Here is an 18,363-nt window from a genome sequence, read left to right as displayed (position 1 = left end):
ATCGGCACCCATATGCCCGCCCTCACATGCCGCGGAGCGTTCTGGAAGGCATGATCCGTAAAAGGGTGGAAAGTCGAAAACCGTACGCCACCGAGGAGGAGGAACCCGTGACCCGCATTGACAGCGTGCGCGCCGCGACCGGCTCGGCGAAGGACAGCGTGCTGCACGCCGCGGAAGTGGTGGCGCCCTACGCCGACACCGCCAAGGACAGGGCCGCGCACTACGCGCACGAGGCACGCGTACGGCTCGCGCCCAAGGTGTCGCAGGCCACCGAGCAGGCCCGCGCGCAGGCGCTTCTGCAGTACGGCACGCATGTCGCGCCGCGCTTGGAGCAGGCCCGTGCACATGTGCCGCCGAAGGTCGACCATGCCGCTCATGAGGCAGCCGCTCGTACACGGAAGGCTGCCCGCCAGGCTGCCGACTACTCCCGGCCGAGGATCGAGCAGGCGGTTGCCGTGGCCGGGCCCGTCAGGGACGAGGCCGCTGCGCGCGGGGCTGCCGCGTTGGCCGCGCTGCGCGGTCAAGTCTCGCCGAGGGATATTCAGAAGCTGGCCCGCAAGCACCAGAGGCGTGCCAGGGCAGGCCGTGCCGCGAAGGCGCTGGCGATGCTCGGTGCCCTCGCGGGCGCCGCGTTCGCCGCCTGGAAGTGGTGGGACAAGCAGGCCAACCCGGACTGGCTGGTCGAGCCGCCTGCCGCGACGGAGGTGCCCGAGTCGGGCCGTCTCACGTCGGTGGACGGCAGTGGCCAGTCGGACCTTGATCCCGAGGTCCAGGCGAAGGAGGCGGACGAGGAGGCGGCCCGGCGCGACGAGGGCCGGTGATCTGAGGGCCGGTGACGGCCAACATGGTGAAGTGGGCCGTGGGGCGGGAGACTTGAGGGTCTTCCGCCCCACGGTCATGTTTCACGTGGAACATGGGCGGCCGGACGACGCGCGGCGCGGCTTTACGCCCTTCGCCCGCGATGACATTTGCAACGACCCACGCATGTGAGCCCGCGCGGAATTTCTTAACGGTGCGCATCCATGTGATTACCGGAACTTGCTCATGCCAGCTCACGCAAGGTATGGGCGCTGCAACATGCCCCCGTCGCGCCCGTCGGCGAGGCGATCCTCACCCTGCACAGCCGCTGCCCTGCCCGTTTGCGCAAACATCCGCAACGAGTGCCGACCTCCCCTGAGTGACGGACGTCACCCGCTGACAAGGTCCACCGTGGCGCGCGACAAACGGAAACCGGCCAGAGGCCGTGAGGGCCTCTGACCGGTCCGAGGTGTGGAGCCTAGGGGAGTCGAACCCCTGACATCTGCCATGCAAAGACAGCGCTCTACCAACTGAGCTAAGGCCCCGAAAGAGGAGCGTCCAGCCGGAGGAACCGCATTCCGGCGGGCGCCGCAGACCAGAGTACCGGGTCGCACCCCGTATCTCGCAAAAAGATTGGGGGTCCCGATGAACGACCACTCTCCGTAAGATGCTCGGCGTGGTTCGCTACAGCGAACCACGGTTTTTGGGGAAGCGATGGGGAGACGCAATGGACGCCGCACAGCAGGAAGCCACCGCAAGAGCGCGGGAACTGCAGCGGAACTGGTACGGGGAGCCGCTGGGGGGCCTCTTCCGTAAGCTCATAGACGATCTTGGTCTCAACCAGGCTCGTCTCGCGGGGGTTCTGGGACTGTCCGCACCGATGCTGTCGCAGCTGATGAGCGGCCAGCGGGCGAAGATCGGCAATCCTGCCGTGGTGCAGCGGGTGCAGCTACTGCAGGACCTGGCGGGGCAGGTCGCGGACGGCAGCGTGAGCGCGGCCGAGGCCACCGAGCGCATGGAGGAGATCAAGAAGTCGCAGGGGGGCTCGGTGCTCAGCAACACCACGCACACGACGAGCAGTTCGGGGGCGCCGACGGTCAAGCGGGTGGTTCGTGAGATCCAGTCGCTGCTGCGCTCGGTGGCGGCCGCGGGAGACATCATCGAAGCGGCGGACACCCTCGCCCCCACCCACCCAGAACTGGCAGAGTTCCTCCGGGTGTACGGCGCCGGCCGGACCTCGGACGCGGTCGCGCACTACCAGTCCCACCAGAACTGACCCCGTGGCCCGGTCGCCGAAGGGGGTTCGGCAGCCGGGCCCACGGTCTGCGTTCTGAGGGACCAGGGGGATCGTGCGATTCAGCCGCGGTCCGCCAGGGGGAGGACGTCCGCGAGGGGAGTCGTATCGCTCGTCGCGGGGGAAGCAAGGGGGTAACCGAAGGGGGAGGAGCGACGCACAGCCATGGGTGAGGTCTTCGCCGGCCGGTACGAACTGGTCGACCCGATCGGGCGCGGCGGCGTCGGCGCGGTCTGGCGCGCCTGGGACCACCGCCGCCGCCGCTACGTGGCCGCCAAGGTGCTGCAGCAGAGTGACGCGCACTCGCTGCTGCGGTTCGTCCGCGAACAGGCCCTGCGGATCGATCACCCCCATGTGCTCGCGCCTGCCAGCTGGGCCGCCGACGACGACAAGGTCCTGTTCACCATGGACCTGGTGGCCGGCGGATCGCTGGTCCATCTCGTCGGGGACTACGGCCCCTTGCCGCCCTCCTTCGTCTGCACACTCCTCGACCAGCTCCTCTCGGGGCTGGCCGCGGTGCACGCGGAGGGCGTCGTCCACCGCGACATCAAGCCCGCCAACCTGCTCCTCGAGGCCACCGGTACGGCGCGCCCGCGACTGCGCCTGTCCGACTTCGGCATCGCCATGCGGCTGGGCGAGCCCCGCCTGACCGAGACCAACCTCGTGGTGGGAACGCCCGGTTACCTCGCTCCCGAGCAACTCATGGGCGCGGAACCGGACTTCCCCGCCGACCTGTTCGCCGTAGGGCTGGTGGCGCTGTATCTGCTGGAGGGCGCCAAGCCGGACGCCAAGGCGCTCATCCAGTACTTCGCCGACCACGGAACTCCCGGTGCGCCCAAGGGAATTCCCGAACCGCTGTGGCAGGTCGTGGCCTCGCTGCTGCAGCCGGATCCGCAGGCGCGGTTCCGCACGGCCACCGGGGCGCGCAAGGCCCTCGCCTCGGCCGTCGAGCTCCTGCCGGAGCCCGGGCCCGACGACGAGCTGATCGAGATCTTCGACCAAATCGGTCCGCTGCCACCGGGGTTCGCACCGGACGGGCCGCTCAAAACGGCGCCGGGTGTCGAAGGGGGTACGGGCGGCTCGCGGCACTTCGACATGGGCACCGTGGGGAGGGGCACCCCCGGCTCGGTATCGCCGGGCGCCGGGTCCGGGCCGACGGGCGCCGGGTCCGGGCCCATGGGCGCCGGGTCGGAACCGCCAGGTGCCGGCTCCGTACCGGGGGGCGCAGGCCCCGTACCGAGCGGAACCGATTCTGGACCGACAGATACAGGGTCGGTGGCTCGCGGCCCCGGCTCGGGCACCGCACCGGGCGACCCGCGCCGAGGCGTGGCCGGATCTGTCCCGGCTTCTGACGTCACGGCGTCCCAGTCCTCGCGTGCCCCACACGTCCCCCAGCCCGGGCCCCCGTTGCCGACCCCGCAGGAGCCATCCAGCCCGTCGCAGCCCGGCGACAGCAGCGGGCCGCTCTCCATGTCGGACACCGGCAGCTTCCATCTGCCACCGCCTCAGGCCACCGGCTCCTCGCAGCAGAGTCGAACGCCCCCGCCACAGCCGGTACGCGGATCCAGGAGCCCGCATCCGATCCCGGGGCCGTACGGGCCCCAGCCCCAGACACCCGGCCCGAAGCAGGCAGCCCAGGCACAGGCCCAGGTACAGCCTCAGGACCAGGCGCAGCCCCAGGGGCACCAGGACGCCCAGCACCACGCCGCTCGCGCTCACAGCTCCCCCTACGACACCACCCACGTCCTGTCCTCCCCTCATTCGTACGCACCGCACTACCCGGCTGAGCCGCCGACGCCTGCAGCACACCAGCGCGTCGATGCCTCTACTGCTTCGTACACCGCTCAGAGCCCGCAGGTTCCACCTTCGGCACCCTCAATTCCCCAGTCGCACCGCCGAGGTGGCCACCGCGCCGCCCGCCGCGCGGCCCACGGCCTCACCCACCGCCCCGGCCCACCCGCCAAGGTGGCAGTCCCGCTTCTGCTGCTCGCGCTTGCCTGCTACGCCGTGGGGTTCTGGGCGCTGGCCCACATCTGACCTCGCCGAGACGCGGAAGGACCGTGAGCCGGCGAACCGACCGGCCCCTGCTGGGCTCGACGCCCACAAGCCTCCCGGCTGCGAAACCCCCGCACCGGGGCCTCTCTCTGCTCGGGACCGGGATCTCCGAGATCAACCGAGCCGCGCCCCGAGGGCCCCGAGGGCCACGAGACCGCCCGCTACCCGCCCGCTACCTGCCCGCTACCTGGCCCTCAGCCCTCCGCCGTGCCACCACGGCCCACACCCCCAGCACCAAGAGCACCACAGTCCCCGCCCCGATCCCGCTCACCGCGAGCACGGTCATCGCAGCGTCACCACCACCCCCGGCCCCGCCACCGGCCCCGTCACCGGCCGCAGCCGCAGCCGCAGCCGCAGCCCGATCGCCCGGCGACACCTCGAAGACCCCCCGCGGCTCGGACTCCCCCGCATAGCCGGGACCGGCCTCCGTCTCGCCCCCCACCCGCACACGCAGCGTCATCCCGAACGGCCCGTTGCCGTACTTCTCGGCCATCTCGGCGGCGAGGTGCACCACGAGGTAGTACGACCCGGCGAACCGCATGCCCTTGTACCGCTCCGGGATGGCGTACCGGTTCTCGTACGCGACCGGCGGCAGTGGGTCGAGTTCGGCGGTGTCCTGCCGCCTCAGGTCGTAGTTGGCGCTCGCGTAGTCGACGAGTCCGCGCGCCGGGTTGTAGAGGGCCAGGCTCAGGGCGTTGCCGAGGTAGCCGTCGCCGCCGTTCGAGCTGTCCAGTTCGGCGGTGGCGTACAACTGCCGGCCCCAGTCGAGGGGCACCTTGTAGAAGAGCGTCTGGCCGGGCCTGAGACCCGAGCTCCAGACGCCCTGGCCGACGAATGCCGCGGACGCGAAGCCCGAGCCGCCTTCGCGGGGTACGTCGTCGCCGGTGGGAGGGGTGGGTGAGGCGGAGTTCCAGGTCTCGGGGGCGCTGGTCGCTTCGGCCTTCTTCAGGGGCGGCTCGGAGGTGGCGAAGAGCTCCAGGTCCCAGGCGTCCGCCGCGGCAGCCGTCGTACCGACGCGCTCGATAGTCAGGTAGTAGGTACCCGCGCTCTTGCAGCGGTTCCGGTTGCCGGAGGACTCACGTCTGGCCCACGCCGCGATCGGGCGGGCGCTGTGGACGACGCCGAATCTCTTGGTTTCGAGGGAGCAGGTGCCGCCCTCGGCGTCCTTCATGGACACCTTGATGCCGTCGCTCGCGGAGACGGTGCTGCCGGGGGCGGGGACGGCGGTCACGGAGACATATGTGTCGGAGGTGGCGTCGAGACGGAGGCTGTAGTAGATCTCTCCGCTGCTCGGCAGGGAGCTCTTGTACGTCGCGCCCGGCGCGAGCGGCGTGGCGTCCGTGGGGCCTGGCGCGCCGGTGACGGAACGGGCGTCAGGCGTGAAGGCGTAAGGGCTGGGCGTTTCGGCCGCGGCCGCGGCCGCGGCTGTGGCTGTGGCTGTGGCCTGGCCCCCCGGCAGGGCGGCCGTCATGCACAGCAGCAGCGCCCCTACGAGGGCCGCACGCGCGCGTGCCGAGCGCAACGGATGACCACGCCGCTCACTCTCCCGGCGCCACCGTGCCGTACGCCGCCGCCCCATCACGCGCCACCCCTCGTCGTCACCGGACCATGGACGTCGCCCATCCTGCCCAGCCCGGCCATGCGTCACCCACGCAATCCGTACGGCCGTCCGATACGCCCGGCTGTAAGACCGGCTCTAAGACAACCGGTCTGCTCCCGCAACTCGAAGCCACGGCAGTCCACACCACTCCACGCCACTCCGCGGCACTCAACGCCACTCCGCGACGCTCCACAGCGCGCCCCGAGCGCACAAAACCCCGACCGCGAGGCGGCCGGGGTCTGCTTCAGAATCCGTTGTGGGGACTCACGAACCCGTGGGCACGGAGTCAGTCGCCTCCGTCCACAGATCCTGCTCGGCGCGATCCGCCTGGATCTGGCGGTACACGAGGAGCCCGCCGATGGCGGCCAGTGCGACCAGGAGAAGCTTCTTCACCGCGCGACCTCGTCTTTCCTTGACGTAGGGGACCTCTGGCGCCCGACTATACACACCGACCGATATCGATCGGTGACCTGCGTCGCGAGCTCAACTGCCGTCCGGAGCAGCGCAGTAGAAGCGGACGACACCGCTCCGATCGGACGGTGATCACACCTGGACGGACGGTGACTTTGCTCCCGGTCCGCCCGCTTCCCGCATTTTCGGGGACTTTCGAGGCCTCTTACGCCCATCCGAGTGGTGTTCATCTGAAGATCGACGCGTCACGGGCGTCGGTCCATGATTTCGCGGCCCTCATACACATCATGAGGAAAGTACGCAAATCGCCCAACCCGAAAGTGAGGGGCCATGGCCCGGAACAAGGTCATGAACCTGTGGACCACCATCGTCACCGCCTTCCTCGCGCTGTTCACGGCGCTCGGATTCGTCACGACCCCCGCCGCCGCGGCCGTACCGCACACGGAGACGGCGCGCAAGAGCGACAGCGACGACAGCGACCGCGGCGCGCAGCTGACGGTGCCGGCGATGCCCCAGTGGGCCTGGTCCTACGCCAGGTCACTGCCTCCCACGATGAAGCAGCGCATCCGCGCCGAGGCCCACGGCAGAACCCCAGGTTGCCGTCACCGCCCGCTCACGGAGACGGAAGCGGCCACGGCCACCTCGCCCACCGGCGGATGCGACTCAGTCGCCGCTCCGGCCCGGCCCCTCGTCCCGCACCAGCGCTGACCGAGGGCTCGCCCCCGAGCCGTCACCCCTTTTCCCAGCACGGCACCACCCCTTATTCCAGACCGCACCCCAGCGAGCTTGCGTACGAAGCACCAGCTCACGCAGGACCTGTCAGGCAGTACGGCAGTACCGCGGCGAACCTCATCCCGCGTCCAGGATGTGCCGGAGATAGGCCCCCGGATCGTTGAGGTAACGCCGCCAGTGGTCGACGAGTTCCAGATCCCCCCAGTCCACGGGCCGCATTCCGTGGTCGCCCACCTCGATGATCTCGGCGCCGGGCAGCGCCGTCAGCACAGGTGAGTGCGTGGCGCAGATGATCTGCGCGCCGGAACGGCCCAGTTCGTCCAGCAGCCCGACGAGTTGAAGGCAGGAAGCGAAGGACAGCGCGGCCTCGGGCTCGTCCAGGACGTACAGCCCAGGCTCCTGAAACCGCTCACGGAAGGCCATCAGAAAGCCTTCCCCGTGGCTCATCTCGTCCACGGCCCCGGACAGCCTTCCGGTCTGCTGCTCCCGGCCCAGCGCGTCCAGCGCGGTCTCCGCCCGCAGGAAGAACCCTCTGCGGCGCGTTCGAGGACCGCGCAGCATACGGCGCCCGGCCGCCGTCGCCTCGAAGCGTATCCGCCCGCCCAGCACCGAAGGCTCGCGCGGGCCGGCGTACCGGTAGCCCGCGGATCCGCCCCAGGAGTCCAGCCCGAACCCCTCCGCCAGCGCCTCGACGAGCGTCGACTTGCCAGAGCCGTTCTCCCCCACCAGGAACGTGACCGGCGCGGTGAACTTCAGGCCGTCCTCCAGCAACTGCCGCACGCACGGCACGGACCACGGCCACGGGCTGCCTTCCCCCGGCTCGCCCTCGGCGACATGCGCGTATGCCCGTTCGACGATCATGCCGCCAGGCTCTCATCCGGCACTGACAACCGGGCATGCAAAAGACCCCCAGCCGGTATGGACTGGAGGTCTTCTCGCTGGTGGGGCTAACAGGATTTGAACCTGTGGCCTCATCCTTATCAGGGATGCGCTCTAACCAACTGAGCTATAGCCCCGCCGCGCTCTGCGGTGTGTGTCCCGCGCGCTGACTCCTGAAGATTAGCGCACGACCGGGGCAGTCCCAAAATCGGTTGTCGGGGGACCGTCAGCCGCGGTTCAGCAGCGGGTTCACTCGTCCTCGGCCAGCGTCAGCTCGACGCCGCCCACGAAGCCGGCGGAGAGGTTGTAGATGAACGCGCCGAGCGTGGCCAGTGCCGTCGCGAGGACGACGTCGATGACCGCGATGATCGACGTGAACATCAGGACGTGCGGGAGCGACAGGAAGGACTGCAGGTCAAAGCCGTTCGACTCGTTCGAGCCGGTCGCCTCGGAGATCGTGCCGCCGACCGTCGAGAAGACGCCCATCGCGTCCATGACCATCCACAGCACCGCGGACGCGACGATCGTGCAGATGCCCAGCGCGATGGAGAGCAGGAAGCTGACCTTCATGACCGACCAGGGGTCGGCCTTGGCCACGCGCAGACGTGCCTTGCGCGTGCGGGGCGTCGTACGCGCCCCCGTGCGCGGCTTGCGCGTCGCGCCCGCCGGAGCGGCCGTCTGGTAGGCCTGCGGCGGGTGGTAGGGCCCTGCGGGCTGCTGCGGCTGCCGTTCCCCCGGCAGCGGCGACGCCGACGGCGCGGAGGCCGCCTGCTGAGCCCCTGTGGGCGCCGGCTGCTGGGCGCCCGGGGCAGCCGAGCCCGCGCCGGCCGCGTACTGCTGCGCCTGCGGGCCTCGGGAGTCCGTCACGGTTCCCCCCTGGGATCCAGGTGTGTCGGGCGAGGGCGAGTCCTTCGCGGGCGACTTGATCGCTTTCAGCTGGGTCGTGTGCGTGTCCGTCGCACGCGCGGCGGAGCCACGGCCGCCGCCGTCCGTGTCCTTACCGGCCGTAGAACCGGTCGAGGTACCGGACGATCCGGCGCCCGTGGCTCCGCTCACGATGACTCTCTCCTCGTGCTACTCGGCCGAGGGCGACTCACCCTCGTCCGTGCCGATGGTCGCGGCGGCACCCTCGGCGGTCTCGTCGACGGCCACGTCGCCGTCGACCTCCTCCGCCTCGCGTCCCGCCTCGGCGTTACGTGCGATGCCGACCACGGCATCGCGCTTGCCCAGGTTGATCAGTTGGACGCCCATGGTGTCACGGCCCGTCTCCCTGACCTCGTTGACTCGCGTACGAATCACACCGCCGCCCAGCGTGATGGCGAGGATCTCATCGGTCTCCTCGACCACCAGCGCTCCGACGAGCGATCCGCGGTCCTCCACGATCTTGGCGGCCTTGATTCCGAGGCCGCCGCGACCCTGAACGCGGTACTCGTCGACGGGAGTCCGCTTCGCGTACCCACCGTCGGTGGCAGTGAACACGAACGTACCGGGTCGAACAACATTCATCGAGAGCAGCTCGTCTCCCTCACGGAAGCTCATGCCCTTGACACCCGAGGTGGCACGGCCCATGGGGCGCAGTGATTCGTCCGTGGCCGTGAACCTGATCGACTGTGCCTTTTTGCTGATCAGAAGCAGATCGTCGTCGGCCGAGACCAGTTCGGCTCCGATCAGTTCGTCGTCGGAACCGTCCTCCCGCTCACGCAGGTTGATCGCGATCACGCCGCCGGAGCGGGGCGAATCGTAATCCTTCAACGGCGTCTTCTTCACAAGTCCGGCCTTCGTGGCGAGCACCAGATACGGCGCCGCCTCGTAGTCACGGATCGCGAGGATCTCGGCGATCGCCTCGTCCGGCTGGAAGGCGAGGAGGTTCGCCACGTGCTGCCCGCGGGCGTCACGGCCGGCGTCGGGAAGCTCGTAGGCCTTCGCGCGGTACACGCGGCCCTTGTTGGTGAAGAACAGCAGCCAGTGGTGCGTCGTGGACACGAAGAAGTGGTCGACGATGTCGTCTTCCTTCAGCTTCGTGCCGCGTACGCCCTTGCCGCCGCGCTTCTGCGCCCGGTAGTCGACGGTCTTGGTGCGCTTGACGTAACCGCCGCGCGTGACCGTGACGACGATGTCCTCCTCGGCGATCAGGTCCTCGATGGACATGTCGCCGTCGTAGGGCACCAGCATGGTCTTGCGGTCGTCGCCGTACTTCTCGACGATCGCGTTGAGCTCCGCGCTGACGATGCCGCGCTGGCGGACGGGCGAGGCCAGGATCTCGTTGTACTCGTTGATCTTCGCCTGGAGTTCGTCGTGCTCCTGGACGATCTTCTGGCGCTCCAGAGCGGCCAGTCGGCGCAGCTGCATCTCGAGGATGGCGTTGGCCTGGATCTCGTCGATCTCCAGGAGGTCCATCAGGCCCGTGCGCGCGACGTCGACGGTCTCACTGCGCCGGATCAGCGCGATGACCTCGTCGATGGCGTCCAGGGCCTTCAGCAGGCCGCGCAGGATGTGCGCGCGCTCCTCGGCCTTGCGCAGGCGGAAGCGCGTACGGCGGACGATGACCTCGATCTGGTGCGTCACCCAGTGGCGGATGAACGCGTCCAGGGAGAGGGTGCGCGGGACGCCGTCGACCAGCGCCAGCATGTTGGCGCCGAAGTTGGTCTGCAGGTCCGTGTGCTTGTACAGGTTGTTCAGGACGACCTTGGCGACCGCGTCGCGCTTGAGCACGATGACCAGGCGCTGACCGGTGCGGGACGACGACTCGTCGCGGACGTCGGCGATACCGCCGATCTTGCCGTCCTTCACCAGGTCGGCGATCTTCTGAGCGAGGTTGTCCGGGTTGGTCTGGTACGGCAGCTCCGTGACCACCAGGCACTGGCGGTTCTGGATCTCCTCGACCTCGACGACCGCACGCATGGTGATCGAGCCGCGGCCCGTGCGGTACGCCTCCTCGATGCCCTTGCGGCCCACCACCAGAGCGCCGGTCGGGAAGTCGGGGCCCTTGATGCGCTCCATGAGCGCGTCCAGCAGCTCCTCGTGGGAGACCTCGGGGTTCTCCAGATACCACTGGGCGCCGGCCGCGACCTCGCGCAGGTTGTGCGGGGGGATGTTGGTCGCCATGCCGACCGCGATACCGGCCGAGCCGTTGATCAGCAGGTTCGGGAAGCGGGCCGGCAGGACGGTCGGCTCCTGGGAGCGGCCGTCGTAGTTGTCCGTGAAGTCGACGGTCTCCTCGTCGATGTCACGGACCATCTCCATCGACAGCGGCGCCATCTTGCACTCGGTGTAGCGCATGGCGGCCGCAGGGTCGTTGCCCGGAGAGCCGAAGTTGCCGTTGGAGTCCACCAGCGGCATCCGCATCGACCACGGCTGCGCGAGACGCACCAGCGCGTCGTAGATCGAACTGTCGCCGTGCGGGTGGTAGTTGCCCATGACGTCGCCGACGACGCGGGCGCACTTGTAGAAGCCGCGCTCGGGCCGGTAGCCGCCGTCGTACATCGCGTACAGGACGCGGCGGTGGACGGGCTTGAGGCCGTCGCGGACGTCCGGCAGCGCACGCGAGACGATGACGGACATCGCGTAGTCGAGGTACGAGCGCTGCATCTCCGTCTCGAGCCCGACGGGCTCGACACGCATCGCGAGTTCGCCGCCCTCTTCAGGGGTGACGGGAGTGTTCTCGTCGGTCATTGCTGGTGAAGGTCCTTCCTGGTGCGGTCAGCTGAGACCGACTCAGATGTCGAGGAAGCGGACGTCCTTGGCGTTGCGCTGGATGAACTGGCGCCGGGCCTCGACGTCCTCGCCCATCAGGACCGAGAACAGGTCGTCGGCCTGGGCGGCGTCGTCCAGGGTGACCTGGCCGAGGACGCGGTGCTCCTGGTCCATCGTGGTCACGCGCAGTTCCTCGGCGTTCATCTCGCCGAGACCCTTGAAGCGCTGGATCGAGTCCTCGCGCACGCGCTTGCCGCGCTGACGGCCCATCTCGATCAGTGCGTCGCGCTCGCGGTCCGAGTAGGCGTACTCCACGTCGTCGCGGCCCCACTTGATCTTGTACAGCGGGGGACGGGACAGGTAGACGTGCCCGGCCTCGACCAGCGGCCGCATGAAGCGGAACAGGAAGGTCAGCAGCAGGGTGCTGATGTGCTGGCCGTCGACGTCGGCGTCCGCCATCAGGATGATCTTGTGATAGCGGAGCTTCTCGATGTCGAAGTCCTCGTGCACGCCCGTGCCGAAGGCGGAGATCAGAGCCTGGATCTCCTGGTTCTGCAGGATCTTGTCGATCCGCGCCTTCTCGACGTTGAGGATCTTGCCTCGGATCGGGAGGATCGCCTGGTACTGCGGGTTGCGGCCGGACTTGGCCGAGCCGCCGGCGGAGTCACCCTCGACGATGAAGATCTCGCACTTGGTGGGGTCGTTGGACTGGCAGTCGCTCAGCTTGCCCGGCAGCGACGCCGACTCCAGCAGGCCCTTGCGACGGGTCAGGTCGCGCGCCTTGCGGGCCGCCACGCGCGCGGTGGCCGCCTGGATGCCCTTGCGGATGATGTCCGCGGCCTCGACCGGGTTGCGGTCCAGCCAGTCGTTGAGGTGCTCGTAGACCGCCTTCTGCACGAAGGTCTTCGCCTCCGTGTTGCCCAGCTTGGTCTTCGTCTGCCCCTCGAACTGCGGCTCGCTCAGCTTCACCGAGATGATCGCCGTCAGACCCTCGCGGATGTCGTCACCCGTGAGGTTGTCGTCCTTCTCGCGCAGCAGCTTCTTGTCGCGCGCGTACTTGTTGATCAACGAGGTCAGCGCCGCACGGAAGCCCTCCTCGTGCGTACCGCCCTCGTGGGTGTGGATGATGTTCGCGAAGGAGTACACGCCCTCGCTGTAGCCGCTGTTCCACTGCATCGCGACCTCGAGGGACAGGCTCTTGTCCTTGTCCTCGGCCTCCAGGTCGATCACGGTGGGGTGCACCAGGTCTCCCTTGCGGGAGTTCAGGTACTTCACGAAGTCGACGATGCCGCCCTCGTAGTGGTACGTGACGTGCTTGACCTCGGCCTTCTCGTCGGCACCGGCCTCGTCCGCACCGGAGGTGGCCTTCGCCGACTCGCGCTCATCCGTGAGTTTGATAGTCAAACCCTTGTTGAGGAACGCCATCTCCTGGAAACGCCGCGAAAGCGTCTCGAAGGAGTACTCCGTGGTCTCGAAGATGTCGCCGTCGGCCCAGAAGGTGACCGACGTCCCGGTCTCGTCCGTGGCCTCGTGCTGGGCGAGCGCAGCCGTCGGGACGCCCATCTTGTAGTCCTGCGTCCAGCGGTGACCGTCGGTCTTGACCTCGACGGCGACCTTGGAGGACAGCGCGTTCACGACGGACACACCCACGCCGTGCAGACCGCCGGAGACGGCGTAACCGCCGCCACCGAACTTGCCGCCCGCGTGCAGCACGGTCAGCACGACCTCGACGGCCGGCTTGCCCTCGGAGGGGACGATGCCCACCGGGATGCCACGGCCGTTGTCGACGACCCGCACGCCGCCGTCGGCGAGGATCGTCACGTCGATCGTGTCCGCGTGCCCGGCCAGCGCCTCGTCGACGGAGTTGTCGACCACCTCGTACACGAGGTGGTGCAGACCGCGCTCGCCGGTGGAACCGATGTACATACCGGGTCGCTTGCGGACCGCGTCCAGGCCTTCGAGGACGGTGATGGCGCTGGCGTCGTACGACGCTGCGACTGAGGCCTCAGCGCCTTGGGCCGGGGCCTCGGTGGACGGGATGTTCTCGTTGGGGTTGCCGGAATCGGCCACGAAGCGCCCTTTCTGGCACAGCACGAGCCGGGCTCGTCGGCGGGTTGCCGGAGCGGCTGCGGCATGTTGCGTTGGTAAGCCTTGATCAGCGTTGCTCAGCTTTTCCCGGACGGTCCCCACGAATGGGGCGGGATTGGGCTCCAGTCTACCGGTAGCGCCGACAGTGATGGGGGTTTGCCGGTACCTGAGTCCTCATGTGCCGCCCTGAACCCGGCTCGCCCGACTCCCGATATGCGGATGGGGGCTCCAAGAGGCTCACAGAGCCACTCAGCGCTTCCGGCCGTCAACCCTTGGCTACTTCGGAGTCAGGTCCCGATTCGCAACCGCGTGCGGTTGTACGACGAGCAGCCCGCCGACGGCCCATCGGGACGGTCGGCGGCTGTTGATGTGATGTCCGTCACCTGTGCCTGGCGAGGCTGGAGGGACTGCTGTGACGCCTCAACCGGAGGGAGTGGGTCCGCAGACAGGTGGGCCGGCGGTCGCCTGCGAGGCGCCACAATCACGGACCGCCGGCCGGTCCGATCAGCCGTAGGTGTCCCCGGGCCCCGTGCTGCCGGGGGCCCGCAGAGGTCCGTAGCGGCGGGCGGGGCCGCCCGGGCCGTGCACCTTGATCTGCCGCACGGCGCCGTGGCCCAGGTCCTCGTTGAGGCGGGCGACCAGCGTCGGGGCGAGCAGCCGCAGGTTGGTCGCCCAAGCCGTCGAGTCACAGCGCACGACCAGGATCCGCTCGTCCTCGTCGTACTTCTCCGGCACACAGTGCTTGGCGACGTCCTCGCCGACGATCTGCGGCCAGCGCCCCATCACACCGCCCACCGCGGCCGGGGTCTCCCAGCCCCGCTCGGTGATCAAGCGGTTAATGGCAGCGCCCAGCGCCAGGGGATCGCGGCCGTCGGCCCGCGCGCCGGAGCGCAGCCCCCCGCGCCGCGCCTGCTTCTTCTGCCGTGCAGCGTCCCCACGCGCGCGTGCCTGCTCCTTGGCCGCCCGCAACGCCACGCGCGCGAGGTCGACGCCGGAGGGCTCGGGGGTCTTCTTCGGTGCGCTCTCGGAGGGGCCCCCGGAAGGGTTCTCGCTCATACGCGCTCCACCGTCCCTTCCGACACCGCGTACCGCGCCCCCGCCAGCACATGCGGTACGTCGTCGTCGACCGCGGCCGTCACCAGCACCTGCTCGCCCGGCGCGACCAGTTCGGCCAGACGCTCACGGCGCCGGCTGTCCAACTCGGCGAAGACATCGTCGAGAACCAGCACCGGTTCGTTGCCCTCCGCCCTGAGCAGGTCGTACGACGCCAGACGCAGCGCCAGCGCATAGGACCAGGACTCGCCGTGCGAGGCATACCCCTTGGCGGGCAACTGACCGAGTTTGAGAAGCAGATCGTCCCGATGCGGGCCCACGAGGGTGACCCCGCGCTCGATCTCCTGCTTACGGGCGTCGGCCAGCGCCCCCATCATCTGCTCGAAGAGATCCTCACGCGTGTGCGCCTCACCGGGGGCCGACGGCTTGTAGTCGAGGGCGACAGGGCCGCCACCGGGAGCCAGTTGCTCGTACGCCTTGTCGGCCAGTGGCTGGATCGCCGCGATCAGGTCGAGACGCTGCGCGAGCAACTCGGCGCCCGCGCGCGCGAGATGCTGGTCCCAGACGTCGAGGGTGGACAGATCCATGGAACGGCCGCCGTGCCGCCGGGCCAGTGCGGCCGACTTCAGGAGGGTGTTGCGCTGCTTGAGGACCCGCTCGTAGTCGGAGCGGACGCCCGCCATACGCGGCGAGCGGGCGGTGATCAGCTCGTCGAGGAAACGGCGCCGCTCACCGGGGTCGCCCTTGACCAGGGCGAGATCCTCCGGCGCGAACAGGACCGTCCGCACGATGCCGAGCACATCACGGGGTCTGACCTGCGAGGATCTGTTGATACGGGCCCGGTTCGCCTTGCCGGGGTTCAGCTCCAGCTCGACCAGCTGCTGCCGGTCGCCCTGCCGCACCTGCGCCCGGATGACCGCCCGCTCGGCGCCCATGCGGACCAGGGGGGCGTCGGAAGCGACGCGATGGCTGCCGAGGGTGGCGAGATAGCCGACGGCCTCGACGAGGTTCGTCTTGCCCTGACCGTTCGGCCCGACGAAGGCGGTGACGCCCGGGTCGAGCGGCACTTCGACCCGGGCGTACGAGCGGAAGTCGGCCAGCGACAGATGCGTGACGTGCATGGTCGTTTCGCCGACCTCCCCCAACGTGTGGTTCAGGTGCCCCGGTTGCCCGGGCCACCATGGCGTTCAACTTTCCCCAGCTGTGGACAACCGGGCCACCCCTGAGGGTGCCAGGTCGGCATCCTCAGGGTGTGGATTACTTCTTCTCGTTTCCGACGGTCACTTCTTCTCGACCGCGTGGCCGCCGAACTGGTTCCGCAGCGCCGCGATCATCTTCATCTGCGGCGAGTCCTCCTGGCGGGAGGAGAACCGCGCGAACAGCGACGCGGTGATCGCCGGCAGCGGCACCGCGTGGTCGATGGCGGCTTCCACAGTCCAGCGTCCCTCGCCGGAGTCCTGTGCAAAACCCTTCAGCCCGTCGAGGTGCTCGTCCTCGTCGAGGGCGTTCACCGCCAGGTCCAGCAGCCAGGAACGGATGACCGTGCCCTCCTGCCAGGACCGGAAGACCTCACGGACGTCGGTCACGGAGTCGGCCTTCTCCAGCAGCTCCCAGCCCTCGGCGTAGGCCTGCATCATCGCGTACTCGATGCCGTTGTGGACCATCTTCGCGAAGTGCCCCGCACCGACCTTGCCGGCGTGCACCGCACCGAAGTCGCCCTTCGGCTTCAGGGCGTCGAAGACCGGCTGCACCTTGGCCACGTTCTCCGTGTCGCCGCCGTACATCAGCGCATAGCCGTTCTCCAGGCCCCAGACGCCGCCCGAGACACCGCAGTCGACGAAGCCGATGCCCTTGGCCGCCAGCTCCTCGGCGTGCCGCTCGTCGTCCGTCCAGCGTGAGTTGCCGCCGTCCACGACGACGTCACCGGGCTCCAGCAGCTCGGCCAGCTCGTCGATGGTCGACTGGGTCGGCGCACCCGCCGGGACCATCACCCAGACCACCCGCGGGCCGGACAACTTGCCCACAAGCTCTTCCAGGCTGTGGACGTCCGCGAGGTCAGGGTTGCGGTCGTATCCGACGACGGTGTGGCCCGCGCGGCGGATCCGCTCGCGCATGTTGCCGCCCATCTTGCCGAGGCCGACGAGACCGAGCTCCATCAGTTGTGTTCCTTAGGTCGCTGTGTGGCGTGCGGGGCGCTCTCGCACCCCTGGGGCACCTTCGTACCCCTGTCCGAGCCTAAACCCGGACGTCCGCGCACAGCTGTGGGCATACGCGCTCATACGTACACCCTCACCTGCGGTTTCCCCCACAGGCCGCGGGTAACTTCTCCACGGCCTGTGGACAACTCCCGGCTCCTTCGGCTGCTCAGCCGCTCAGGCGCACCGGCATGATCAGGTACTTGTAGGCCTCGTCCGCCTCCGCGTCCACCGCCGGCTTGCCGCTCAGCAGCGCCGGCTTCGTGGACGTCGTGAAGGACAGCTGCGCCACCGGGGAGTCGATCGCGCTCAGACCGTCCAGCAGGAACGTCGGGTTGAAGGCGATCGAGATGTCGTCGCCCTCCAGCTGCGCATCCACCCTCTCCACAGCCTGTGCATCGTCACTGGAGCCGGCCTCCAGGATCAGCACGCCCTGCTCGAAGCTCAGCCGCACCGGGGTATTGCGCTCGGCGACCAGGGCCACACGCTTGACGGCCTCCACGAAGGGGGCGGTCTCGATCACGGCGACGGAGTTGAACTCCGTCGGGAACAGCGTGCGGTACTTCGGGAGGTCGCCCTCCAGCAGACGGGTCGTCGTCCGGCGGCCCGCGCCCTCGAAACCGATCAGGCCCTCGCCCGCTCCCGAACCCGAGAGCGCCAGGGTGACGCTGTCACCGCTGGTCAGCGCCTTGGCGGTGTCCAGGAGCGTCTTGGCGGGGACCAGAGCGACCGCGGACGCCTCCGGGTTCTCCGGCTTCCACAGGAACTCGCGGACCGCGAAGCGGTAGCGGTCGGTGGACGCCAGCGTCACCGTGTCGCCCTCGATCTCGATGCGTACGCCGGTGAGGACGGGCAGCGTGTCGTCACGGCCGGCCGCGATGGCGACCTGCTGCACGGCGGAGGCGAAGACCTCGCCGGGGACCGTGCCGGTCGCGTTCGGCATCTGGGGGAGCGCCGGGTACTCCTCCACAGGCAGGGTGTGGAGTGTGAACCGGGAAGAACCGCAGACCACGGTCGCCCGTACACCGTCTGTGGAAATCTCCACCGGCCGGTTGGGCAGAGCGCGGGAGATGTCCGCGAGGAGACGGCCGGAGACGAGGACCGTGCCCTCTTCCTCGACCTCCGCCTCGACGCTCACACGTGCGGAGACCTCGTAGTCGAAGCTGGACAGGCTCAGCTGACCGTCGTCCGCCTTGAGCAGGAGGCCGGCGAGGACAGGCGCCGGCGGACGGGCCGGGAGGCTGCGCGCCGCCCAGGCCACTGCCTCCGCGAGTACGTCGCGTTCCACCCGGATCTTCACTGTTGCCGCCTCCTGCTGTTGCCGGCGCTTCTACGGCCTGCCTGGCTTCGTCGTCTGTCTCGGTGTCGTCGGTCCCTGTGACGGGAAGGACACCGGGGACCAGTCTGACGCACCGCACTGACAGTAGGTGCCTCTCGGGGTCAAGTCGTGACGAGGGGCAGCAGGCAGCCGGACAGCGAGTTGTGCACAGGCCCCTCTTCGAAACGGATTCCAGGCTCTCTCTAGTCGGGAGTAGTAGTAGGGCCTGTGGAAACCGTGGATAACC

At 69.1% G+C, this 18,363-nt stretch carries 14 protein-coding genes and 2 tRNA genes; 4 read left to right on the top strand and 12 right to left on the bottom strand.

Going from position 1 to position 18,363, the window contains the following annotated elements:
- Window positions 1–107: 107 nt before the first annotated feature.
- Complete coding sequence (locus tag ACIBU0_RS06440; protein ID WP_398812505.1) at window positions 108–821, top strand: DUF5324 family protein; 714 nt, start codon at window positions 108–110, stop codon at window positions 819–821.
- 449 nt (window positions 822–1,270) lie between these two features.
- Here ACIBU0_RS06440 and ACIBU0_RS06435 read toward each other — a convergent pair.
- Window positions 1,271–1,343 (bottom strand) — tRNA-Ala (locus tag ACIBU0_RS06435).
- 182 nt (window positions 1,344–1,525) lie between these two features.
- On the opposite strand from ACIBU0_RS06435, the gene ACIBU0_RS06430 reads away from it, so the two are divergent.
- Together ACIBU0_RS06430 and ACIBU0_RS06425 are read left to right on the top strand one after the other, a co-directional pair.
- Window positions 1,526–2,074 carry a DNA-binding protein gene (locus ACIBU0_RS06430; RefSeq protein ID WP_398812502.1) on the top strand — a complete coding sequence of 183 codons (549 nt, stop codon included), beginning with the start codon at window positions 1,526–1,528 and terminating at the stop codon, window positions 2,072–2,074.
- Between the two features lie 183 nt (window positions 2,075–2,257).
- Complete coding sequence (locus ACIBU0_RS06425) at window positions 2,258–4,129, top strand: protein kinase (protein WP_398812499.1); 1,872 nt, start codon at window positions 2,258–2,260, stop codon at window positions 4,127–4,129.
- A gap of 190 nt (window positions 4,130–4,319) precedes the next feature.
- On the opposite strand, the gene ACIBU0_RS06420 is transcribed toward ACIBU0_RS06425, so the two are convergent.
- Together ACIBU0_RS06420 and ACIBU0_RS06415 are read right to left on the bottom strand one after the other, a co-directional pair.
- Entirely contained in the window at window positions 4,320–5,669 is a 1,350-nt protein-coding gene (locus ACIBU0_RS06420) for a hypothetical protein (protein WP_398812496.1), read from the bottom strand.
- A 342-nt stretch (window positions 5,670–6,011) separates the two neighbouring features.
- Window positions 6,012–6,140, bottom strand: coding sequence for a DLW-39 family protein (locus tag ACIBU0_RS06415; protein WP_003999697.1), 129 nt, complete (start codon window positions 6,138–6,140; stop codon window positions 6,012–6,014).
- A 348-nt stretch (window positions 6,141–6,488) separates the two neighbouring features.
- Between ACIBU0_RS06415 and ACIBU0_RS06410 the strand changes: the two genes are divergently transcribed.
- On the top strand, window positions 6,489–6,866 hold the full coding sequence (locus ACIBU0_RS06410; protein ID WP_398812493.1) for a DUF6344 domain-containing protein: 378 nt from the start codon (window positions 6,489–6,491) through the stop codon (window positions 6,864–6,866).
- A 141-nt stretch (window positions 6,867–7,007) separates the two neighbouring features.
- On the opposite strand, the gene ACIBU0_RS06405 is transcribed toward ACIBU0_RS06410, so the two are convergent.
- From ACIBU0_RS06405 to dnaN, 9 genes are all read right to left on the bottom strand, one after another.
- Window positions 7,008–7,751 (bottom strand): AAA family ATPase, encoded by a 744-nt coding sequence (locus ACIBU0_RS06405; protein ID WP_398812490.1) that lies wholly within the window; start codon window positions 7,749–7,751, stop codon window positions 7,008–7,010.
- A gap of 78 nt (window positions 7,752–7,829) precedes the next feature.
- Window positions 7,830–7,906: transfer RNA gene (locus tag ACIBU0_RS06400), tRNA-Ile, on the bottom strand.
- 112 nt (window positions 7,907–8,018) lie between these two features.
- Entirely contained in the window at window positions 8,019–8,825 is an 807-nt protein-coding gene (locus tag ACIBU0_RS06395; RefSeq protein ID WP_398812487.1) for a DUF3566 domain-containing protein, read from the bottom strand.
- Between the two features lie 18 nt (window positions 8,826–8,843).
- The gene (gene gyrA, locus ACIBU0_RS06390; RefSeq protein ID WP_398812485.1) at window positions 8,844–11,441 is read right to left on the bottom strand and encodes a DNA gyrase subunit A; all 2,598 of its coding nucleotides are present in this window, start codon (window positions 11,439–11,441) and stop codon (window positions 8,844–8,846) included.
- Window positions 11,442–11,483: 42 nt separating this feature from the next.
- Window positions 11,484–13,556, bottom strand: a complete 2,073-nt coding sequence (gene gyrB, locus ACIBU0_RS06385; RefSeq protein WP_398812482.1) for a DNA topoisomerase (ATP-hydrolyzing) subunit B — start codon at window positions 13,554–13,556, stop codon at window positions 11,484–11,486.
- 498 nt (window positions 13,557–14,054) lie between these two features.
- Window positions 14,055–14,606 carry a DUF721 domain-containing protein gene (locus ACIBU0_RS06380; RefSeq protein ID WP_398812479.1) on the bottom strand — a complete coding sequence of 184 codons (552 nt, stop codon included), beginning with the start codon at window positions 14,604–14,606 and terminating at the stop codon, window positions 14,055–14,057.
- A complete protein-coding gene (recF, locus tag ACIBU0_RS06375) occupies window positions 14,603–15,724 on the bottom strand; it encodes a DNA replication/repair protein RecF (protein ID WP_398812476.1) in 1,122 nt (373 codons plus the stop codon). Before recF ends, ACIBU0_RS06380 begins: the two co-directional genes overlap by 4 nt.
- Window positions 15,725–15,883: 159 nt before the next feature.
- Window positions 15,884–16,759 (bottom strand): phosphogluconate dehydrogenase (NAD(+)-dependent, decarboxylating), encoded by an 876-nt coding sequence (gene gnd, locus ACIBU0_RS06370; RefSeq protein ID WP_398812473.1) that lies wholly within the window; start codon window positions 16,757–16,759, stop codon window positions 15,884–15,886.
- 208 nt (window positions 16,760–16,967) lie between these two features.
- The gene (gene dnaN, locus ACIBU0_RS06365) at window positions 16,968–18,098 is read right to left on the bottom strand and encodes a DNA polymerase III subunit beta (protein ID WP_398812470.1); all 1,131 of its coding nucleotides are present in this window, start codon (window positions 18,096–18,098) and stop codon (window positions 16,968–16,970) included.
- Between the last annotated feature and the right edge of the window lie 265 nt (window positions 18,099–18,363).

This window comes from Streptomyces sp. NPDC049627 (assembly GCF_044465645.1).
Classification (GTDB): Bacteria; Actinomycetota; Actinomycetes; order Streptomycetales; family Streptomycetaceae; genus Streptomyces.
This window is presented reverse-complemented; position numbering and strand designations above follow the sequence as displayed.